This is a genomic window from Coraliomargarita algicola (assembly GCF_033878955.1).
Taxonomy (GTDB): Bacteria; Verrucomicrobiota; Verrucomicrobiia; order Opitutales; family Coraliomargaritaceae; genus Thalassobacterium; species Thalassobacterium algicola.
This window is the reverse complement of record NZ_CP138858.1, coordinates 1523971-1540584: the sequence shown is the minus strand read 5'-3', so window position 1 is coordinate 1540584 and position 16614 is coordinate 1523971. Positions and strand designations below refer to the sequence as shown.

Below are 16614 nucleotides of genomic sequence, written 5' to 3'. Positions count from 1 at the left end.
AAGGATTCTTAGAGATGGAGCCAAACGTAAGTAAAATTAAACAAGATGTAGGTCGTAAGCGGTTTGCGAGGGCGAGCGCCTTTACTCTTACGGAGCTGTTGTTTTCGATGGCAATAATTGCTGTTCTTATGTCGATTCTGATTCCTGTAGTTTCAAGTGTCAGAGAGAAAAGTCAGCGTGTTGCCTGTGTTTCTAATCTTCGTGCGCTGTTGACGGCTACATTGCAGGGAGCATCTCTGCTGGGGGGGAAGTTGCCGGACTTGCATCAGCCGACCTATAATAATCCTTATTGGTTTGATGCAGATAACTTGGAGTCGTTTCGAGTGACGCATGGCTTGGCGGAGGATACGTTTTACTACCCCTCTAATGAAGACTGGAATGCTGCAAAGTTTTGGGACTATTCGCCTGGCTCGCGCGTTGCTGGTTATCTCTACATGGGCAATGATAACAACTGGGCTGCCAGTGCCATCGTATCGGGGGGCACCGACGAAGACCTTCCCTTGTTTGCGAAAAGAGTCGTCGATGAGACCGCTTATCAGCACCTTTGGGTCGATCTTACACGACAAATGGGCGATGAGTGGGGCACTGGGGTGAATCACCAAAAATCAGGTGAGCCTACTGGGGCCCATGCGGGGTATCGTGATGGACATGTGGAATGGATGCCTTGGGAAGAACTTAGCGAGCGGCACTTACAGATCGGTGGCGTGAAAATGTGGTTCTGAGTGGCTATTGAAGTGATGCGGCATCAGTTGATGCATGCCGCCGACCTTGCTGGGCTTGGGGACTGCTATGTTCGTCCCTTTGGGGGTGGAGCCACATGTCGAAGCTTAGAACACTCGCTTGGTCATCGAGGCGCGATGGGGTGGGCTCCGCTTGGAAATGGAGATTTATTTTACCCGTAATTAAAAATCGTAGATGTCAGCCATTTGCCATCTGATTTTTATTTATGATACCACCAGAAATCGCGTCACAAGCCAATTTTCATTCCAATGATTCTACAACTGTTGTTGCTGGGGTATTTGAGTTGCCTGCATCGGAATTGGCTATGGAAGTTTGGTTGCAGGGAGATCAAGCAAAGCCGGTTTTTTTTAAGGAATGGCTGACGGCCTGTTTTGACCGGACTTTGGACTTTGATGTTTGGGAGCCTGCGGGCGCTTGTTTCGAGTGGATTTTTACGGGGCCGAGCGGGAAAGTGACGCTGTCACTCGCTTCCGATGAGCTAGTCTTACAGCAAAGCTTTCATGATTCGTTTTATTTGAATTCGCCGGAATTGATATTTGATCAGGATTTTGAAGTTCCACGAAAGCTTTGGTTTCAAAATGAGATGTCTGAGTTCGATGGGAATACAGGCATCAATGTGCACCCTGAAGTCAAGTGGGCGGCGCGGCGCTGTGCGTTGCCGTCAGTTGTGAAAAGCGTGCGACTGACACTTGCGCACAACATGGAAATGGCCGTGTGGGTGAACGGGGAAAAGATGATCTCTCAAGTGTGTTTGCAAGATCTCCATCATCACCAATTACGAGTGTCTGATATCTCTGCCAAGTGCTCGGGGAGATTGTTGCAACCGGAGCTACGCACGGTCTCGGTGCGCGTGGAGAGTGATCAGCTGCGACAGACTATGATCGGTTTTGGAGGCACTGCCACGCCGATGGCCTATGCGGAATTAAGTGATGCCGGAAAGGAGCGCTTTTGGCAATTTGTTGAAAGCTACAATCTTCGTATTCAACGAGAAAATCCTATCGCCGGGGAGCTTCGCGAAACGATGGATAATTGGGACGATCCCGACTCGGCGATTCCGCATTACTACGGTGATAATTTCCCCAATGGTAATATTTCTGATTTCGAGTTGAATAAGGAGTTCCTCCAGCGAGGAGGCGAAGTTTGGTTTGAATATTGGAGTTTTCCAAAGTGGATGGTCCATGATGGTGAAACTTACATCGATGAGAAAGGGAAGGAGCGACATGGCCCGCTCAAGGTTGAGGCTTATGCGGAATCGATTGTGAATTACTGTCGTTTAGCTCAGCAAAAGGCGGGGCGTCCACCTCATATTGTGGGCATTCAAAATGAGAATTCGCATCCAAAGGTGACTTATCATGCGATGGTGGCCACTTTGAGACAGGCTCTGGACGACGCAGGCTTTACGGATGTCAAAATCCATATGAGTGATGCCAATATGCTTTCCGGGGATTCTGAGTGGGGCAAGTTGTATGCCGATGGTGTGACTCGGGCTCAAACTTTCACGGAGAAGCCAGAGACGTGGGAGAAGATCGATTATGCGGCGACGCATATGTATGATTTTCAACAATACTTTGATGATCCGGATCACTTTGATGCGCCGATGCGGGAGTTGCATGCGTTATATGGGGATCGACCATTTCTTTCGACTGAGCTCTGTGTGAATAGCCCGCGCTATCAAATGAAGAGTTATCGTTTGGCTTTACTCATGGGGCAATTGATTCATAAAAATCTGACTTTGTTGGATGCGGCCGCGCTACTGTATTGCTGGACGTTGTTAAATGTGGAGCAGCCCTCCTATGCCTGGACACGATCCCTGTTGACGATAGATCGTGAGAATGGATTCGATGCGATTCCTTCCAGTCATCAGCTGCGGGTTTTGGGGGCGTGGAGTCGCCGTATTCGTAAGGGGATGACTCGGGTGGAGCTGGTCCATGATCATGCGGATTTGCAGATGAGCGTATTCATTGATGGCAAAGGGGGGCAAACTGTGGTCGCACTCAATCGTGGCTTGGTAGCGATCCGTTTGGACTTAGAAGGAATTGATCTCGCTAAAACCAAGTGGGTGGAGGAAGTGTCTCCCTATGCGGCCAACACGGTAGTCCGTGCCTGCCAAGACCCTGATGCGGTTTATGTGATTGCTCCTGGCTCCATCCTTACATTGACGAATGTGCCCTTGGGGCAGGTGTAGGACCGATTCGCAAAAACCTTGAACCGAATAGAAACGTTACTCGTAGCCTCGGTTCTCGGAACCGGGGAGATGCAGATCGACCCCAAAACTAAGTTTTGAGGCTACCGTCCAGGCGAACTAATAGAAATGTTACTCGTAGCCTCGGTTCTCGGAACCGGGGAGATACGCATCGACCCCAAAGCTAAGTTTTGAGGCTCCCCTCCAGCTTCTATTAAATGTATTGGCATCGGGACTTGCAGACCCCTCGGCAGGTCTCCGCTCCTTACTTTGTCGCGGGTGCCCGTACCGGCAGCATGATGGGCCAGGCTTCCGGTGCATTGTATGGATCTTTGCCCACTACGGAGAGGTTATTTAAATTGGACTGTCTGCCTTCCGAACTGCCGTTGTTGAGCGTTAGGCCCATTCGGAATGAGCCGGCACTCTCCAGTGGCAACGGCGCGACTAAGCGGCGGGGGAAGGCCACTTCATACGTGTATCCCTTATCAGTCATGCGGATGGCTGCATCGATATCGGGTTCGACGGTGTCGGGGCGGGGGGCATCCAGGCCTCCGGCGAGTTGTTGCTCGGGGGCAATGCGTCGATACACGATTAGCTCGTCGGTCTCTTGATTTTTTGAGATGTCGTACTCGTAGTCGTTGAAGTCGAATCTCTGATTGACTGTGCGTTCGGCGTTATCGCCAAAGGTGTCCAGATAGACTTGCAGACTGTCAATGGTCCAGATTGACGAGGGAGTCTGAGTGGGTGGGAAATGAGGCTCGGAGTCTTTCACTTCAACACAAAGGTAGAGGTGGGACTCATTCCAGGCGACGCGGTAGCTAGCTTCGAACTCGCGAGTGGTGTCTACTGGTGCCGACGGTTTTACCTGAATCGCATTGCTTAGTGGGATTGCTGGGATTTCGTTCCAGTCGTTTAGCTCGCCGTCGATCTGGAAGTGATCTCGCCTGAGTATGGGCAGTGCTTCGAAAGTGACGGCTTGCTCGGAAGAGGTGCCGTCGGCTTCAGTTAAAAGGATCGAGAGCGAAACGTCGTTCATTTGTTCCGCTTTCAAAGGATTGGGCAGTTGGATGCTACGTTGAGTCGACGCCAGGCCAGCCAGCTCCAGCGGGAAGCTGTCGGCTGGTTGAATAGACGGGATTGTGATGGACCCCTGATATGGCTGGCTGAGACGATTGGTTAGGGTGACTTTGAGTTCGTCCGCTTGAGTGACTCGATAGTTTAAGGCGATCGCTGATTGTTGGGCACCCGATAGCTTGGCTTGCTCCATTGACTGAATTAGAGCGGCAGTTTGTCCCGCTTCGCCGCGAATGAAAACCGGGAAAGGGGAGACGGGGATTTGGATACTACCTGACTTATCAAAATTAAGTTGGACGGAGTTGCCCATCAGATTGATCACTTCAGGGCGTTGTGTGCCAAATTCGATGGTGGCGATCGGGCTGGCTTCGTAGCCGCGGTCCACCATGGGCATGTAAGACCACATCGCGGCCACGGGGCGTTGCTGGGCATCCTCGAATACATAGACGCGGGACTCTGGTGCGAAGCGCACGTCCTGAACATAGCTGGCTTCGCCCAGCAAGGTGCCGAGCGTGTGGGGGATTTTTTGTGATAGCACGGGAGTGAGACGGGTGTCCATCGTTTGAAAACTACCCACCCATCCGTCGTATTGGGCGACGCGGTCGGCATACTTTAACCCGACTAACCAACTGCGTGCGTAGTAGGCCGCGGAGATACGTTCGCCCCATCCCATATCATAAGTGGGGGTGCCACAGCGCCAGTGGTCGGTCGAGCAACCTTTATGAGGGTCGAGTCCCCACTCAGCGATTTGCCAAGGGTTATTATAGATGCCTTCGTTCCAGTAGATCGGCGTATCCCCATAACCATGTTGTTCGAGCATTTTAATGAAGGTGGTTGCATCCGCGTCCAAGTCCGGGTTTTCGGGGACCGGGCGATATGGGTGAGCGGCGATGGCATCGAATTTGAGATCGGGCGCCAGCTGATTGACCTGTTGGATTGTATTTCTTAGATACAGGATACCGCCACTGGGCGACATATTGGTCGGCCCTCCGGTCAGCATCAGGCGTTTTTCAGGATCGGCCCGAAGGATGCCGCGTGCGCAGGCGATTATGAATTTGGCAAAGCCCTCGTAGTCGCGTTTGCGGACGACTTCAAGCTTCCCGCCGCCCCCGTTGCATTCCCCATGTAGAAACCATGTTTCGATCCATGGGTAGGCTTGCACCATCTGGTAGGCGACCGCTTCGACTTGCTCAGCCAGTTCGTTGCTGTAGGGCTCACTTTCCAGACGTTCCCATACTTGACGTCGCGCCTGAGCTAATTCGCCAGTTCCTTTCGGTCCATAACCGAACACGCCGGAGCCGGTGCTTGTGATATGGTGCTGATGATACAAGTCATTGGCAATTGGATCACTCTGATAACTCGAAGAGCCGTAGCCGATGGCGGAAAAGCGTTCTGCGACAGCTTCGCTGCGATTGATGCGAGTGACCGCTGGTCCTGAAAAGAGTGGGCGGTGCTTGAACGGTTTAGTGAGTGCTTGCAAACAGCTTAGGCGATAGAAGTCGGTATAGGATGCATCCTCCAGAGTGTAGTCGCAGCGGAGCACAAAGATGCCTTCTCCGATGGAGGCATCGATGGGTAGATCGATGGTGCTGCGTCCTTCCGTGTCTGTCGTAAAGTCGAGCGTTCCGCTGGCTACATTCTGATAATACAGATCTTCCAGAGTATAGCTGACTTGGCCCTTTGCGTTTGAAGGGCCGGAGATTACGAGGCGCGTGTCAAAGGCCTCATCAGGCTGAAGGAAGTTGTCGGGATTGGCGGTGATCAGATCGCTGCCGAGGGTCGTGTCGATAAATTCCGATGGCTGTTCGCCTTCCTCAAATTGCAGGGCATCGATCAATGTGGCCGTTTCCATTTCGGTGCTGGTGTTTTGAATTTTGAACAGCATGGACGCCGCGCGATTGGGCGCGGTAAAAGTGGTGGAGTATCGGGTCCACTCTTGAGTGAGCTTAATGCTATTGTTCGATAGCTTGGGGAAGTCTCCCCATTGGCCAGAGACGCAGAACAGCTGCATGCGTTGCCCCGGGGCGAGGGCTTTGGCGTAGAAGCTGAAGGTATAGCTTTTTCCGGGTTCAGTCGGTAAAGTAAAGGTCGATAAGTAGTTTGGTCGCTCGTAATCTTTCCACGCGGAAACTTTCAAACTCTGATTACCGAAGAGCCCTTGTGTGCTGTCCAGGGTGTAGAGAGGCAAGTCGCGCCCCGGCCAAGTTCCCCAGATCGGGTAGAGGTTGAAGTAGCGCAGCCCGGATTCAAACGAGGGGTTGGGCAGGCGATTGCGACTGGCTTCGAAATCGGGGATGTGTAAACGGTCATTTTTCCAGAAATTGATATTGGCAAAGGTATCGTCAGTTTGCATCGAGGCGGCCGAAGTATTGCGAATGTCCAATTTATAAGCGATCGAACCGTTGCGGTCGGGCGTCGCTCGCATCTCGATGTCTTGGCGATCCGGGCGCAACGCGTTGATGCGTTCGCGAAGAAACAGATCTACGGTTTGTGTAAACTCGATACTAAATCGTTGGGTTGGTTTTTCCGGCCAAAACACAATTCGCTTGGCGGGACCTCTAAAGAGCGGGGCTTCGTTGGTGGAGCTTGCTGCTGCGGTGATTTGATAGTTCACCCCGTCGATCTCTACTGGCATGCCAGACGCGAGGGATTCTTCGAAACGAAAGATCAAACCATCGTCGGGCTGTTTGGCTCCCGCAGGCAATGTGTATTGATAGCTGCTCTCGATCTGTCCGTCTTCGAGCAGAGTGATCGTTTGAGTAAAGTTTCCGGCAGATTCGCCCGTGGAGCCATCATGAAAGGATTTTTGAATGACTAATTCTTTTGCGTTATTGCGAATGACTTGTTCGTCGCCGCCGGGAAAGGGCCAGCCGTAGCCGGACTCGTTGGCGCCCCAGTATGAAACACTGACGACTGGCTTGGGTTGACGAGCGATCGTGATATTTTGCCTGAGTAGGTTTTTGGGGTGCAGGGCTATTTGATTGTCACCAGCTACGATGGCAAAGGTCTGATGCTCGTTAAAGTCATTAATCTCGATTTGTGGCTTGGCCTGCTGTGTCTCCAGTGGGCGAAAAGGAGCTGTCATCTCCAGTGAGCTTTGTGCCTGAGTCAGTGAGCTGGCACAGGTTAACAGGAGGGCAAGATAGGGGACGTTATTCATTTGAGGACTTTTATTCAAAGGAGGATTTTCAATTTGATACGTAAGGCTAGACGCGAATCAGGGGCAGGCAGGCGCCGCGGTTTCCCCGCGTGTTCGCACGCTGCTACGACAGCTCCGAGGGGGCTGTGCCTTCTGCGTGAAAAACTTTTTCCAAGAAAAAGGGGCTCTGCCGAAGAAGAGCCCCTTAGCCTTAGCAGCGATGCTTAAGGCTGCTTACGCCGAGTGTTGGCGTCGTCTATGTAGTGTTAAGCAGGCGACAACTCCAGCCGTGAGCAGAGCAAATGAAGCGGGCTCGGGGATCGCGGTCAGCTCTCCAGTTATCTCACTGAATGTATAGCCGGTGCCGGATTCCCAGATACCTGCGGCGGATTCGCTGAATCCGTTGACTGAGAATGTGCCGCCGAAAGTCGTGCTTAGTGAGCTGGTATCGACGATATTCCAGGTTCCGACGGTATCGGCTTCAGTCAAATCAAAGGTAAAACTACCGTTGAGCGCTGCGCTGCCCGTGCCAGAAATACTATTATTCACGCCATCGGCACCGATCGCAAAAGTCAGTCCACCACTATTAGAAAGCGTCAGGGTGCCAGCGTTGATCAAGGTATCGCCAGTATAAGTATTCAGTTTTCCGAGACTGACGTTTCTAGAAGTCGTCAAAGCGAGGATCGAGCCAGAGTCCCCATCGATTAGAGGTGCATTGAGTGATGCCCCACCACTCCCTGTTCCTGCGATGGACAAAGTCGTGACACCACTAGTAGCTAGGCTGTGTATCGTATATGAACCGCTGCTCGTCGGATTGATCGCAAAGGAACCGGTGCTGTTTAATGTCCATGTTTGACTGCTGGTAAGGCCGACATTCATCGCAGAATAGTAACCAATACTCGCGACTGCAGTAACTTCGGTAGTGATTCCGTCGGTACCAACCGTCACTTGAGCAGATGTATTGCCTCCCGTAATCTTAGTGTGGCTGCCATTTCGAAAAACAAGACCTTGGGTCTTCGCATCACTGTAGAGGGTAATTGTCTTGGCATCAGTATAGCCGTCGGCTGAGAAAATCGCAGTGTTTGTGCCGTCATTGATCCCAGCGGTCCACCCTGTCAGTGTGCCGCTGCCATCTACATTCTCGCTCCAGTATTCTCTGTTCTCGCTCCAACTGGTCGTATCGTTGGTCGACCAATAATAATCGGTGGCAGCGGCTGTGGAAACTGCGAATGCGGCTACACCGGTAAAGAACAGTGATTTCACTGACGGAGTAGATTTTACAATGCGTAGGGGGCGGAGGGGGGTCATCATAGTAGACTTTCGATTTATGGTTTGATGGTAGTTGATTGTGAGTGGCTTTTAACATTCATCGCGAGAGCGAGCGCATATTCTTTACGAATTTTATACTCAAATTTTTATGTATGCGTCTACAGTTTAGCTATTTTACTCGTAAAGTAGTTATCTCAAAAGCTTGAGCCCATAGTCGCCATCGCCAACACTTGCCTGTCCGAGATCCCATTCATCCTACCTCAAGCAATTACAAGTTGAATGGGTTAATTTTAATAACATAATGATTCTTACACCAATGGATTTAGCTGCACGTCAACTCAACCTCATGCGTCATGATATGGGGGAAATTGCCACCGCGCTGAATGAAGCCGACAAGCCTCGCGCTCAATCTCTATTGCTGAGTCGTTGGACAGCGGCGCTGGAGCGAGCCCGAGATTTGCAACATGAAGCAACCGAAGCAGATCTTAAGACCGCTGATCTATTATTGGAGAATAAGCTAAGCTTGTTAAACTCTCCGCTCTTCGACTTGGGAGATCCGATCGATTGGACTCGATTCTCGGATGAGCATCCTCAAATGACGAGTCACCTCACTTATATGCGCTGGTCGGTCACGCTCGGCAAAGCCTACTACCATACTGGCAATGAAGCCTATGCGGAAAAGCTGATTAGCGTGTATGAAAGTTTCTTAGAAGGTCTACCTTATGGCACACCAAAGCTAGAATGGTTGAGCGCGCATGCCAGCTGGGAAGTGCCCTATAGCACCTGTAGTAATGGCGAAACAAAAAGCCCGGGCGGCCAGTGGCATTCCTTATCCTGCCATGCCAGGATGGATCATTGGTTAAATGCACTGTCCTACATTACGGCCAGCAGCGCTCTCAGCTACGATGTCCTTTGGCGAATATTGAGCGCTTTGATGACCGATCACGCCCAACTCATCGTGGCCAACCCCAGAGAAAACACGCCCAACCAATACATTTCAAATAGTGTATCGCTGATACGGCTCGCGGTCCTCTTTCCTGAATTTCGAGTTGCTGAGTCCTATTTCGCGATTGGATGGAATCGCTTTAAAAATGCGATAAACAGCTTCGTCTTTCCCGATGGGGCCTGCATGGAGCGTAGTTTGAATTACAATCAGGGGCTGCCAAGAGCACTCTTGAAGGTCATTGATTTATTTCAAAATACCTCGGCGTCTTCGGAATACACCGATCACTTACGCTCCCAAGGGACTTCAATTGCGCTGGTTTTAGCGCGTCTGAGAACACCCGATGGCAACACACTTCAGGTCGCGAAGACGCACCCGAACAAAATTGACTCCTTGATTCGCTGGTGGGGCGAGGGCTTTGGCAGCTCCGAGTGCCAGCGCTTAGCGGGTGAGAAATTCCCAAATCCGCAGACAGAGCCGAGTTTCTACCTCCCTTATGGAGGCTATTGCGTGCTGCAAAGTGACTGGAGTCCGCGAGCATTCCAGCTCTTCTTTAAAAATAGCGGTATGGCGCCGGGGCATATGCATGAAGACTGTCTGAATGTGACTTTCTTTGCGGAGGGGCATCCCGTACTGATTGAAGCTGGCAACTATAATTACAGCGACACATCCGAATTAGACCGTTCGATGACTGACTATTGTAAGGGGACGCGTGGGCATAACGGAATCACGGTGGATGGTAAAGGACAGCGCAGGGAGAGTGTGCGCTTTGAAAAATCAGACCGTAGTAGGCATCAAACTCCCGATTGGAGCTCTTTTCGAGACCGTTTGTCATTTCGCGCAGCCGAGGGCACCGCATTTGCTTTCGTCGAAGGTTCGTACCAGGAAGGGTTTGGCGATAGTCCTGACGCGATCGCAGTGAACCACACCAGAAAGCTTATCTGGGTAAAGGAGCTCGGGGTCCTTGTCATTGATGAACTGACGCCACAAGATGCCATGCCGCATCACTACGAACAGTACTGGCATTTGGATTCAGCCTTCGATCCTGCATCGATCCAATTTGATGGAGCGACCGGAGTGCTTCACGCCCGGTCCGATCATATGCGTTTGCAGATTTCGACGTCCGCACCAGTGGCGTATGAACTGAAGCGAGCTCAAGATTTACCGAGTCAGGGTTGGCATTGTTATGAATACAACCAAAGGCGTCCCAGCCCGGATGTCGTTTTTCGTTTTCAAGGAGTAGGTCCACAAGCATTCGTGACTTTGATCCGCACTTCCACCGCCACCAATCTGGAAGTGATGCGATGCCGCGAAAGTGAGCGCTCCGATTCGAATCAAGTGGTTCTTTTTCGTGATTCTGATGGCCGCGCTTGTCGGTGTGAACAATTAAACGATGAATGGGTGATCTCCCTGTTGGATGGCGATGCAGAGACCTCAGTGCTGCGCATCCCGCAGCAGGAGGAGCAGCTGCCAGAGGAAATCGTTTCGGGGCATTCCAAGCAGATGCGTTCTCTGGCGGTGGATGAGAATCCAAATTTGTCGGCTTACTTTAAGCTGCGCGAACGCAGCCTCACGAACTGAGGGAAGAATGCTGGGCTTGAGGCCACCGCAGTTTATCGATAGTTAACTGTCTGCCATCGCTGGCTAGCACCTTATATCTCCTCGCTTTATCTTACGAGTAAAATGAGTGTTCTGTGATAGTTGATTGAGTCTTCATCACGATCATGTACATGATTGCTATACGTTTACTCATTACCCCATGTCACTCACACATAAAAACGGATTTACCCTAATTGAATTACTCGCTGGTATCGTGATTGTTGCGATATTGCTATCTATTTTAATTCCCGTTGCTTCGAATGTTTTGCACAGTTCTCGACAGGTTCGCTGTGCTTCCAATATGCGTCAATTATTCTTGGCGGTTCAGGCTTATGGCCAAGAGCATAACGGACAAATTATTGCCTCGCTCGGCGGTGGGCCGAAGCCTGAAGGTCTGGGATATTGGATTTGGACGGATGCCCTTCAGGATTATCTGGAGATCTCCGGGGCCACTCCGTCGAATGGAAATCGGCCCAAGGGAGTGCTCGCGTGTCCGGGCAGTGAAGCGACGGTCGTTGGCGGGGCTCGATCCGATTACGCGATCAACGGGCATCTCAGTCTGGGGAAAAGTAATGAAAGGTTTCAGAATCTGGTCGATCCGGCGGCCACGATTTGCTTGATCGAGGGCAAGAATCCGAGCTCGAATACCTGCGTTCGTGAGATTGCCTGGTGGAGCTCTTTGGAGCATATGGGAATCAGCTTCCAGCACGAAGGCACGGCCAATGCCGTCTTTTTTGATGGCCATGTCGAGTCGCTCAGTTCGGAGCAACTCCCGGTCGGCTCCGCAGAATCCAAGCGTCGACCTTGGGCTGTTAATCCGCTCTAGAGCTCAATGGGATTGCTGGATGGGTAATAATGTTTTCCCCTCGTGCCACTTCCCCTCAACTAGAACACATTTAGCTTCTTCGGGGATGCCCCATTCGTTGTGGTGCACGCGTTCCACCACTAGATCGACAGCCTTTTGTCCGATCAACCATGACTGCTGATCGACTCCGCTGAGATCTGTATAGTCCTGTGTCCAGTCGATGATCGCATAGCCGACATCTTCCGGAATCCGAAAACCTGCTTCGTTGAGCCACTTGGGAATGTCGTTATAAAAACTAACAACAACTTCGGGGCGCTCTTTAATAAACCACTGTAGGAAGTTTTCTTTATTCCAGTCTGCCGGTACGCAGAGCTTCAGTTGATTCGCTCTGCCCAGTCGCCACTTCGTCGATAGAAAGGCACCAATCCAGCGGTGGTTGACGCGTTCGTCCATCGACTGCTTTAAGGCAAAGCCAATCTTTTTGTAGCCGCGTTGGGCCAAATTGTTCAAAGCCAATTCCATGCACTGAAAGTGATCGGAGGTGACATAGTTCGCAGCAGGGTGAGATACGGAAAACCCGAATTTGGCCATCGCGTAGCGCTCCCATTGAAAGTCTAAGTGCGTATTCGAGTGATCCGAGGGGCAAATCAGGATGGAGTGAATATTGCGGGCGTAGAGGATTTTTTCCAAGCGCGGAATCGACATATCCTTTCCGTGTAGCTGAAATTCTTCCAAACGAAATCCGATCTCTTCGGCTCTTTGCTTGGCACCTTGAAAGTATTCTTCGAAGGTGCCGGATGTATGATAGCTGCTTGGCTTTTTATGCAGATTTAAAAATGCAATCACAGGAGGGCTGCCACGTTTGGCACCTTTGCGTAATTGTTTCATCAGGGTCGCGACGTAGGGATTGGTGGTATATCCCAATTGCGCTGCCTTGGATTGTATTTGTTCTCGAGTAGAAACTTTGACGCGGGGGTCATTCCGCAGGGCCAGCGAGACCGTCATCTTCGAGACATCGCATGCATCGGCAATGTCCTGCATGGTCGTAGTGTTTGGCTTAGGTTTCATACAATGGATGAACAGTATTCTTAAGTATAGAGAAACGTCGAGATTTTGCCAGCCGAATTCATTCCTCCGGATGGCATAACGGCGTCACGATTCGAATGCTCTAAATCGAAGTCTGCGTCTTCGGTGTAGCAATTCTGAATTTCTTGTATTTACTTGTGCTGATGGGAGGCCTCAAAAATATTGCAAATAAATGAGGGATTTTGGAAAATCATGCGTTTAACAGGCTATGAACCATCGTGAATTTGAAAATTTGATCCGTGCAGAGCGGTCGCGGAGCCTGCCGAACTGTCCGGCCAACCTGGAGGCGAATGTGATGCGACGCGTGCGAATGGCAGAGAGTCCTGCTGATGATTTTAGCGCGTTCGGCTGGATATTAGGATTGTTGCCGCAGAAGGCCGCGAGTCTGGGCTTTGTGGCTCTAGTTGCGGTGTTGAGTGTCTTTTCGAGTGTTCAGATGACTTCTACGACGCTTCGTGCTGCGGAAACGAGGGACTTGGCGGCAGATTCGCTGGATTTTGGGGTTTTTAATAAAACATCTATTCTTAATTTCGAACGATAGCTACATGTCTCCAAACCATCGATCTTTGTGGGTGAAGCGTATTTTGTCACTGGGTGTCATTGCTTTACTATTCGTTGTGCTATGCGTGGGCTTATCTGTCTTCGTGACGAGATCCCTTACGAACGGCTCCGCCGGCTGGCGCAATGATATGTCGGAAGGGCACCAGTGGCTACATGAGGCGCTGGAGCTGACCGCGCAGGAGCGGGCCGCGATTGATTCTTTTGAGGGGCAGTATCATCAAGAGCGGGATGAATTAACCCGGGAGTTCGACGCGAGGATTGCGAACTTGCGTCAAATTCTTGTTGAAAGCGACGAATATGTGCCCGCAGTCGACAGGGCGATTCATCGCATTCATGAGGTGCATGGACAGCTGCAGGAGTTATCGATTCAGCACTATTATGACATGTTGAGCGTATTGCCGCCTAAGAAGCAGGACAAGCTACGTGAACTTGCGGTGCAAGCACTGAGTCAGCCGGAGTGATTGTGTGAATGGCTGTAAAAGATGCAGACTACGCGTCATTGCAAAAAATCCAATCAGGAGACGAAGCGGGGCTCAGGGAATTGATGTCGCGGCACCGGGAGGCGCTGTTTCGCTTTGTCTATCGCTATGTCAATAATGAGGCCGATGCGGCCGAGTTGACGGAGCAAACTTTTTTCCGAGTGTATCAGAATGCGAGTCGCTTTCGTCCCAATGCTAAGGTGATCACTTGGATCTTTGCGATAGCGGGTAACTTGTGCCGGGATTTCATTCGACGAAATCGTAAACGTCAGGGCGACTTGTCGCTGGATGTCGATCTCGACGATCGCACAAATATTCAGCGGGGGGATACGATCGCCTCCAGTCTAAGCAATCCAGAGGAAGCGGCGGTCTCCAGCGAATCGCTCTCCAAGGTAAACGCGGCGATCTTTGCGCTGCCTCATAAGCTGAAGTTTCCTTTCATCTTTTGCGTCTTGGAGGACAACTCATACGATGCCTGTGCGGAGGTTCTGCAGACCAGCCGTAAGACGGTGGAAACCAGAATCTATCGCGCGCGGAAATTATTACGCGAAGAATTGTCGGATCTATTGGCATGATTCCTGAGTCCATGACAGGGGCCGTCTAATCAGGCTACTTTCCTTGCGATTTGCAGCGTGGAAGCCGTGTGAATCATGCCGGACGCACGATCATTAATTCTAACTGGACCAGACTTATGGAGAAGAAAGCGACAATTTACCGAATGGTCACGCCCGACCACTTGTGCCCTTGGGGCATCAAAGCTTTGGATTTATTGAAACGTAATGGTTATGAGGTGGACGACCAACACCTTGAGTCGATGGATGCCAACAAGCAGTATAAAGAAGAACACGCTGTGGATGAGACGCCACAAATCTATATCGAGGGCGAGCACATCGGCGGCTACGACGCGCTACGCAAACAGCTCGGGCTCGGCCCCGATCCCAAAGAGGGGACGACTTATCGACCGGTTGTCGCCATTTTCGCAGTCGCACTCGGCATGGCCTTGGCGACGACTTGGGTTTCGCTTGGAGCACTCGAGCTCATTCGCGTGGCAGAGCTATTTATCGCGTTTAGTATGTGTGCACTCGGCATTCAGAAACTGCGTGATGTGCAGTCTTACGAAAACGGTTTCGTCCAATACGATCTGCTGGCTCGCCACTACGTGCCCTATGCGGCCATCTACGCTTACATCGAAACCATTGGCGGCATCCTGATGATCGCCGGCGGGCTCACATGGGTAGTGGCACCGATTGTCTTGGTCGCCACGACAATTGGTGCGATCTCGATCATCAAGGCAGTCTACATCGAGAAGCGTGATTTGAAGTGCGCCTGTGTCGGGGGCGGCAGCGACGTGCCACTGGGCTTCATCTCATTGACCGAAAATTTCATGATGATGGCGATGGCGGTCTGGATGATGATCAAGAGTCTTGCTTAATTTCCAATTCAGGTAGACGCGAGGCTGATGGATCTTTACGGGTGTGTGGCCCATCCAGGGGTCAATCGCAAAATATAAAGATCATGCCTTGGCCCACTATTTTTCAAAACCTGTTTTGGACACTAGTGGCCCCTCTAACACTCACCCGCAGCCATCAAAGCAGTGAGGCGGGGCAAGTGCTCGGTCGCTACAGAGGCTACACTCTCACCGAATCCGGACAAACGCCCGTTCTCGCCGCCGTCACCTACGGCTACGACAACGCCGGCCGCCTCCAACACCTCGCCCCCGTCGACCCCGCAGTCACTTCAAATACCGAACTCCTAGCTTCAAACTCCTTATACACGTATGTGTATAGAACAGACAGCAGTCAGATCGACCGAATCGAAGCCCCTGCGCATACCGCGCTCCACGATTACCAACCGCGCGGCAACCAAGTCCGCAGCCTGATCAACCACACCCGGGACCGCGAATCTCCCGATTCGCATCTTCCGTCCTCCTACGCGCTCAACGCCCCCGACGTCGTCGCTCGCCACGACTACCGCTACAACCAGCTCGGTCAACGCAAAGACGTCACCCAAAGCGGCACCGCCTACGCCCTCGACGTCGCCAGCCCGACCGCCACCGGCAGCGTCTTCGATTACAGCTACAACGCCAAAGGCGAAGTCACCGCAGCCGACCGCTACGAAGGCCTCAATCCCGACAGCCTTCTCACTCCGATCGTCAACGATACCTTCGCTTACACCTTCGACGACATCGGCAACCGCGAAACTAGCACCAGCTTCCAGGCTGCCGCCAATGCGCCCGCCACCACTACCTACGAAGCCGACAGCCTCAATCAATACACCGACATTCAGCTTGCAGGCCTAAGCTCTCAGCCTTCTTACGATCAGGATGGCAACTTAGCGCAAGACAGCAACTACAGCTACACCTGGAATGGCGAAAGCCGCCTAGTCAGCATCGCACCCCTCAACCCGCAGGAAGGCGCCACCAAGCTAAGCTTCACCTACGACTACCAAGGCCGCAGAGTCAGCAAAACCGTCGAAACCTACAACTCAGGTCTCTGGTCTCAAACCTCAAGTCTCGCCTACACCTACGATGGCTGGAATCTAATCCTAGAAGCTCAGCTCTCAGCTCTCAAGTCTCTTACTTGTGGGGGCTGGACTTGTCCGGCAAATGACGGGGTCGGCAAATGACGGGGCAAATGACGGGGTCAGTCCACGTTTTCTTGGGCAAACGACGGGGTCAGTCCACGTTTTCTTGATTTACTGTTGATGGTTCCATGTTGTTAGTTTATGGTATTGAGA

At 51.7% G+C, this 16614-nt stretch carries 12 protein-coding genes; 9 read left to right on the top strand and 3 right to left on the bottom strand.

Going from position 1 to position 16614, the window contains the following annotated elements; translation table 11 throughout:
* The first annotated feature begins 14 nt into the window (after nucleotides 1-14).
* A complete protein-coding gene (locus SH580_RS05910) occupies nucleotides 15-722 on the top strand; it encodes a type II secretion system protein (protein WP_319834086.1) in 708 nt (235 codons plus the stop codon).
* A gap of 224 nt (nucleotides 723-946) precedes the next feature.
* Entirely contained in the window at nucleotides 947-2926 is a 1980-nt protein-coding gene (locus SH580_RS05905) for a glycoside hydrolase (RefSeq protein WP_319834085.1), read from the top strand.
* A 262-nt stretch (nucleotides 2927-3188) separates the two neighbouring features.
* Here the strand turns inward: SH580_RS05905 and SH580_RS05900 are convergent, their stop codons facing one another.
* Together SH580_RS05900 and SH580_RS05895 are read right to left on the bottom strand one after the other, a co-directional pair.
* Nucleotides 3189-7157: a phage head spike fiber domain-containing protein gene (locus SH580_RS05900; protein ID WP_319834084.1), complete on the bottom strand. Its 3969-nt coding sequence runs from the start codon at nucleotides 7155-7157 to the stop codon at nucleotides 3189-3191.
* A 213-nt stretch (nucleotides 7158-7370) separates the two neighbouring features.
* Nucleotides 7371-8399, bottom strand: coding sequence for an autotransporter outer membrane beta-barrel domain-containing protein (locus SH580_RS05895; RefSeq protein ID WP_319834083.1), 1029 nt, complete (start codon nucleotides 8397-8399; stop codon nucleotides 7371-7373).
* 307 nt (nucleotides 8400-8706) lie between these two features.
* Here SH580_RS05895 and SH580_RS05890 point away from each other — a divergent pair, with 307 nt between their 5' ends.
* The gene (locus SH580_RS05890; RefSeq protein ID WP_319834082.1) at nucleotides 8707-10929 is read left to right on the top strand and encodes an alginate lyase family protein; all 2223 of its coding nucleotides are present in this window, start codon (nucleotides 8707-8709) and stop codon (nucleotides 10927-10929) included.
* Between the two features lie 178 nt (nucleotides 10930-11107).
* The gene (locus SH580_RS05885) at nucleotides 11108-11773 is read left to right on the top strand and encodes a type II secretion system protein (protein ID WP_319834081.1); all 666 of its coding nucleotides are present in this window, start codon (nucleotides 11108-11110) and stop codon (nucleotides 11771-11773) included.
* Between the two features lie 3 nt (nucleotides 11774-11776).
* Here the strand turns inward: SH580_RS05885 and SH580_RS05880 are convergent, their stop codons facing one another.
* The gene (locus SH580_RS05880; RefSeq protein WP_319834080.1) at nucleotides 11777-12820 is read right to left on the bottom strand and encodes a LacI family DNA-binding transcriptional regulator; all 1044 of its coding nucleotides are present in this window, start codon (nucleotides 12818-12820) and stop codon (nucleotides 11777-11779) included.
* Nucleotides 12821-13046: 226 nt separating this feature from the next.
* On the opposite strand from SH580_RS05880, the gene SH580_RS05875 reads away from it, so the two are divergent.
* The 5 genes from SH580_RS05875 (at nucleotide 13047) to SH580_RS05855 (ending at nucleotide 16503) form a co-directional block, all read left to right on the top strand.
* Nucleotides 13047-13379: a hypothetical protein gene (locus tag SH580_RS05875; RefSeq protein ID WP_319834079.1), complete on the top strand. Its 333-nt coding sequence runs from the start codon at nucleotides 13047-13049 to the stop codon at nucleotides 13377-13379.
* A gap of 4 nt (nucleotides 13380-13383) precedes the next feature.
* The gene (locus tag SH580_RS05870) at nucleotides 13384-13860 is read left to right on the top strand and encodes a periplasmic heavy metal sensor (RefSeq protein WP_319834078.1); all 477 of its coding nucleotides are present in this window, start codon (nucleotides 13384-13386) and stop codon (nucleotides 13858-13860) included.
* Between the two features lie 8 nt (nucleotides 13861-13868).
* Nucleotides 13869-14453, top strand: a complete 585-nt coding sequence (locus tag SH580_RS05865) for an RNA polymerase sigma factor (RefSeq protein ID WP_319834077.1) — start codon at nucleotides 13869-13871, stop codon at nucleotides 14451-14453.
* 116 nt (nucleotides 14454-14569) lie between these two features.
* Entirely contained in the window at nucleotides 14570-15310 is a 741-nt protein-coding gene (locus SH580_RS05860) for a MauE/DoxX family redox-associated membrane protein (protein ID WP_319834076.1), read from the top strand.
* A gap of 83 nt (nucleotides 15311-15393) precedes the next feature.
* Nucleotides 15394-16503 (top strand): RHS repeat domain-containing protein, encoded by a 1110-nt coding sequence (locus SH580_RS05855; RefSeq protein WP_319834075.1) that lies wholly within the window; start codon nucleotides 15394-15396, stop codon nucleotides 16501-16503.
* Nucleotides 16504-16614: the final 111 nt, after the last annotated feature.

What these genes read in the sequence shown, in the direction of transcription:
- SH580_RS05910 (WP_319834086.1), top strand. Translation starts at nt 15, where the DNA reads ATGGAGCCAAACGTAAGTAAAATTAAACAAGATGTAGGTCGTAAGCGG.
- SH580_RS05905 (WP_319834085.1), top strand. Translation starts at nt 947, where the DNA reads ATGATACCACCAGAAATCGCGTCACAAGCCAATTTTCATTCCAATGAT.
- SH580_RS05900 (WP_319834084.1), bottom strand. Translation starts at nt 7,157, where the DNA reads ATGAATAACGTCCCCTATCTTGCCCTCCTGTTAACCTGTGCCAGCTCA.
- SH580_RS05890 (WP_319834082.1), top strand. Translation starts at nt 8,707, where the DNA reads ATGATTCTTACACCAATGGATTTAGCTGCACGTCAACTCAACCTCATG.
- SH580_RS05885 (WP_319834081.1), top strand. Translation starts at nt 11,108, where the DNA reads ATGTCACTCACACATAAAAACGGATTTACCCTAATTGAATTACTCGCT.
- SH580_RS05880 (WP_319834080.1), bottom strand. Translation starts at nt 12,820, where the DNA reads ATGAAACCTAAGCCAAACACTACGACCATGCAGGACATTGCCGATGCA.
- SH580_RS05875 (WP_319834079.1), top strand. Translation starts at nt 13,047, where the DNA reads ATGAACCATCGTGAATTTGAAAATTTGATCCGTGCAGAGCGGTCGCGG.
- SH580_RS05870 (WP_319834078.1), top strand. Translation starts at nt 13,384, where the DNA reads ATGTCTCCAAACCATCGATCTTTGTGGGTGAAGCGTATTTTGTCACTG.
- SH580_RS05865 (WP_319834077.1), top strand. Translation starts at nt 13,869, where the DNA reads ATGGCTGTAAAAGATGCAGACTACGCGTCATTGCAAAAAATCCAATCA.
- SH580_RS05860 (WP_319834076.1), top strand. Translation starts at nt 14,570, where the DNA reads ATGGAGAAGAAAGCGACAATTTACCGAATGGTCACGCCCGACCACTTG.
- SH580_RS05855 (WP_319834075.1), top strand. Translation starts at nt 15,394, where the DNA reads ATGCCTTGGCCCACTATTTTTCAAAACCTGTTTTGGACACTAGTGGCC.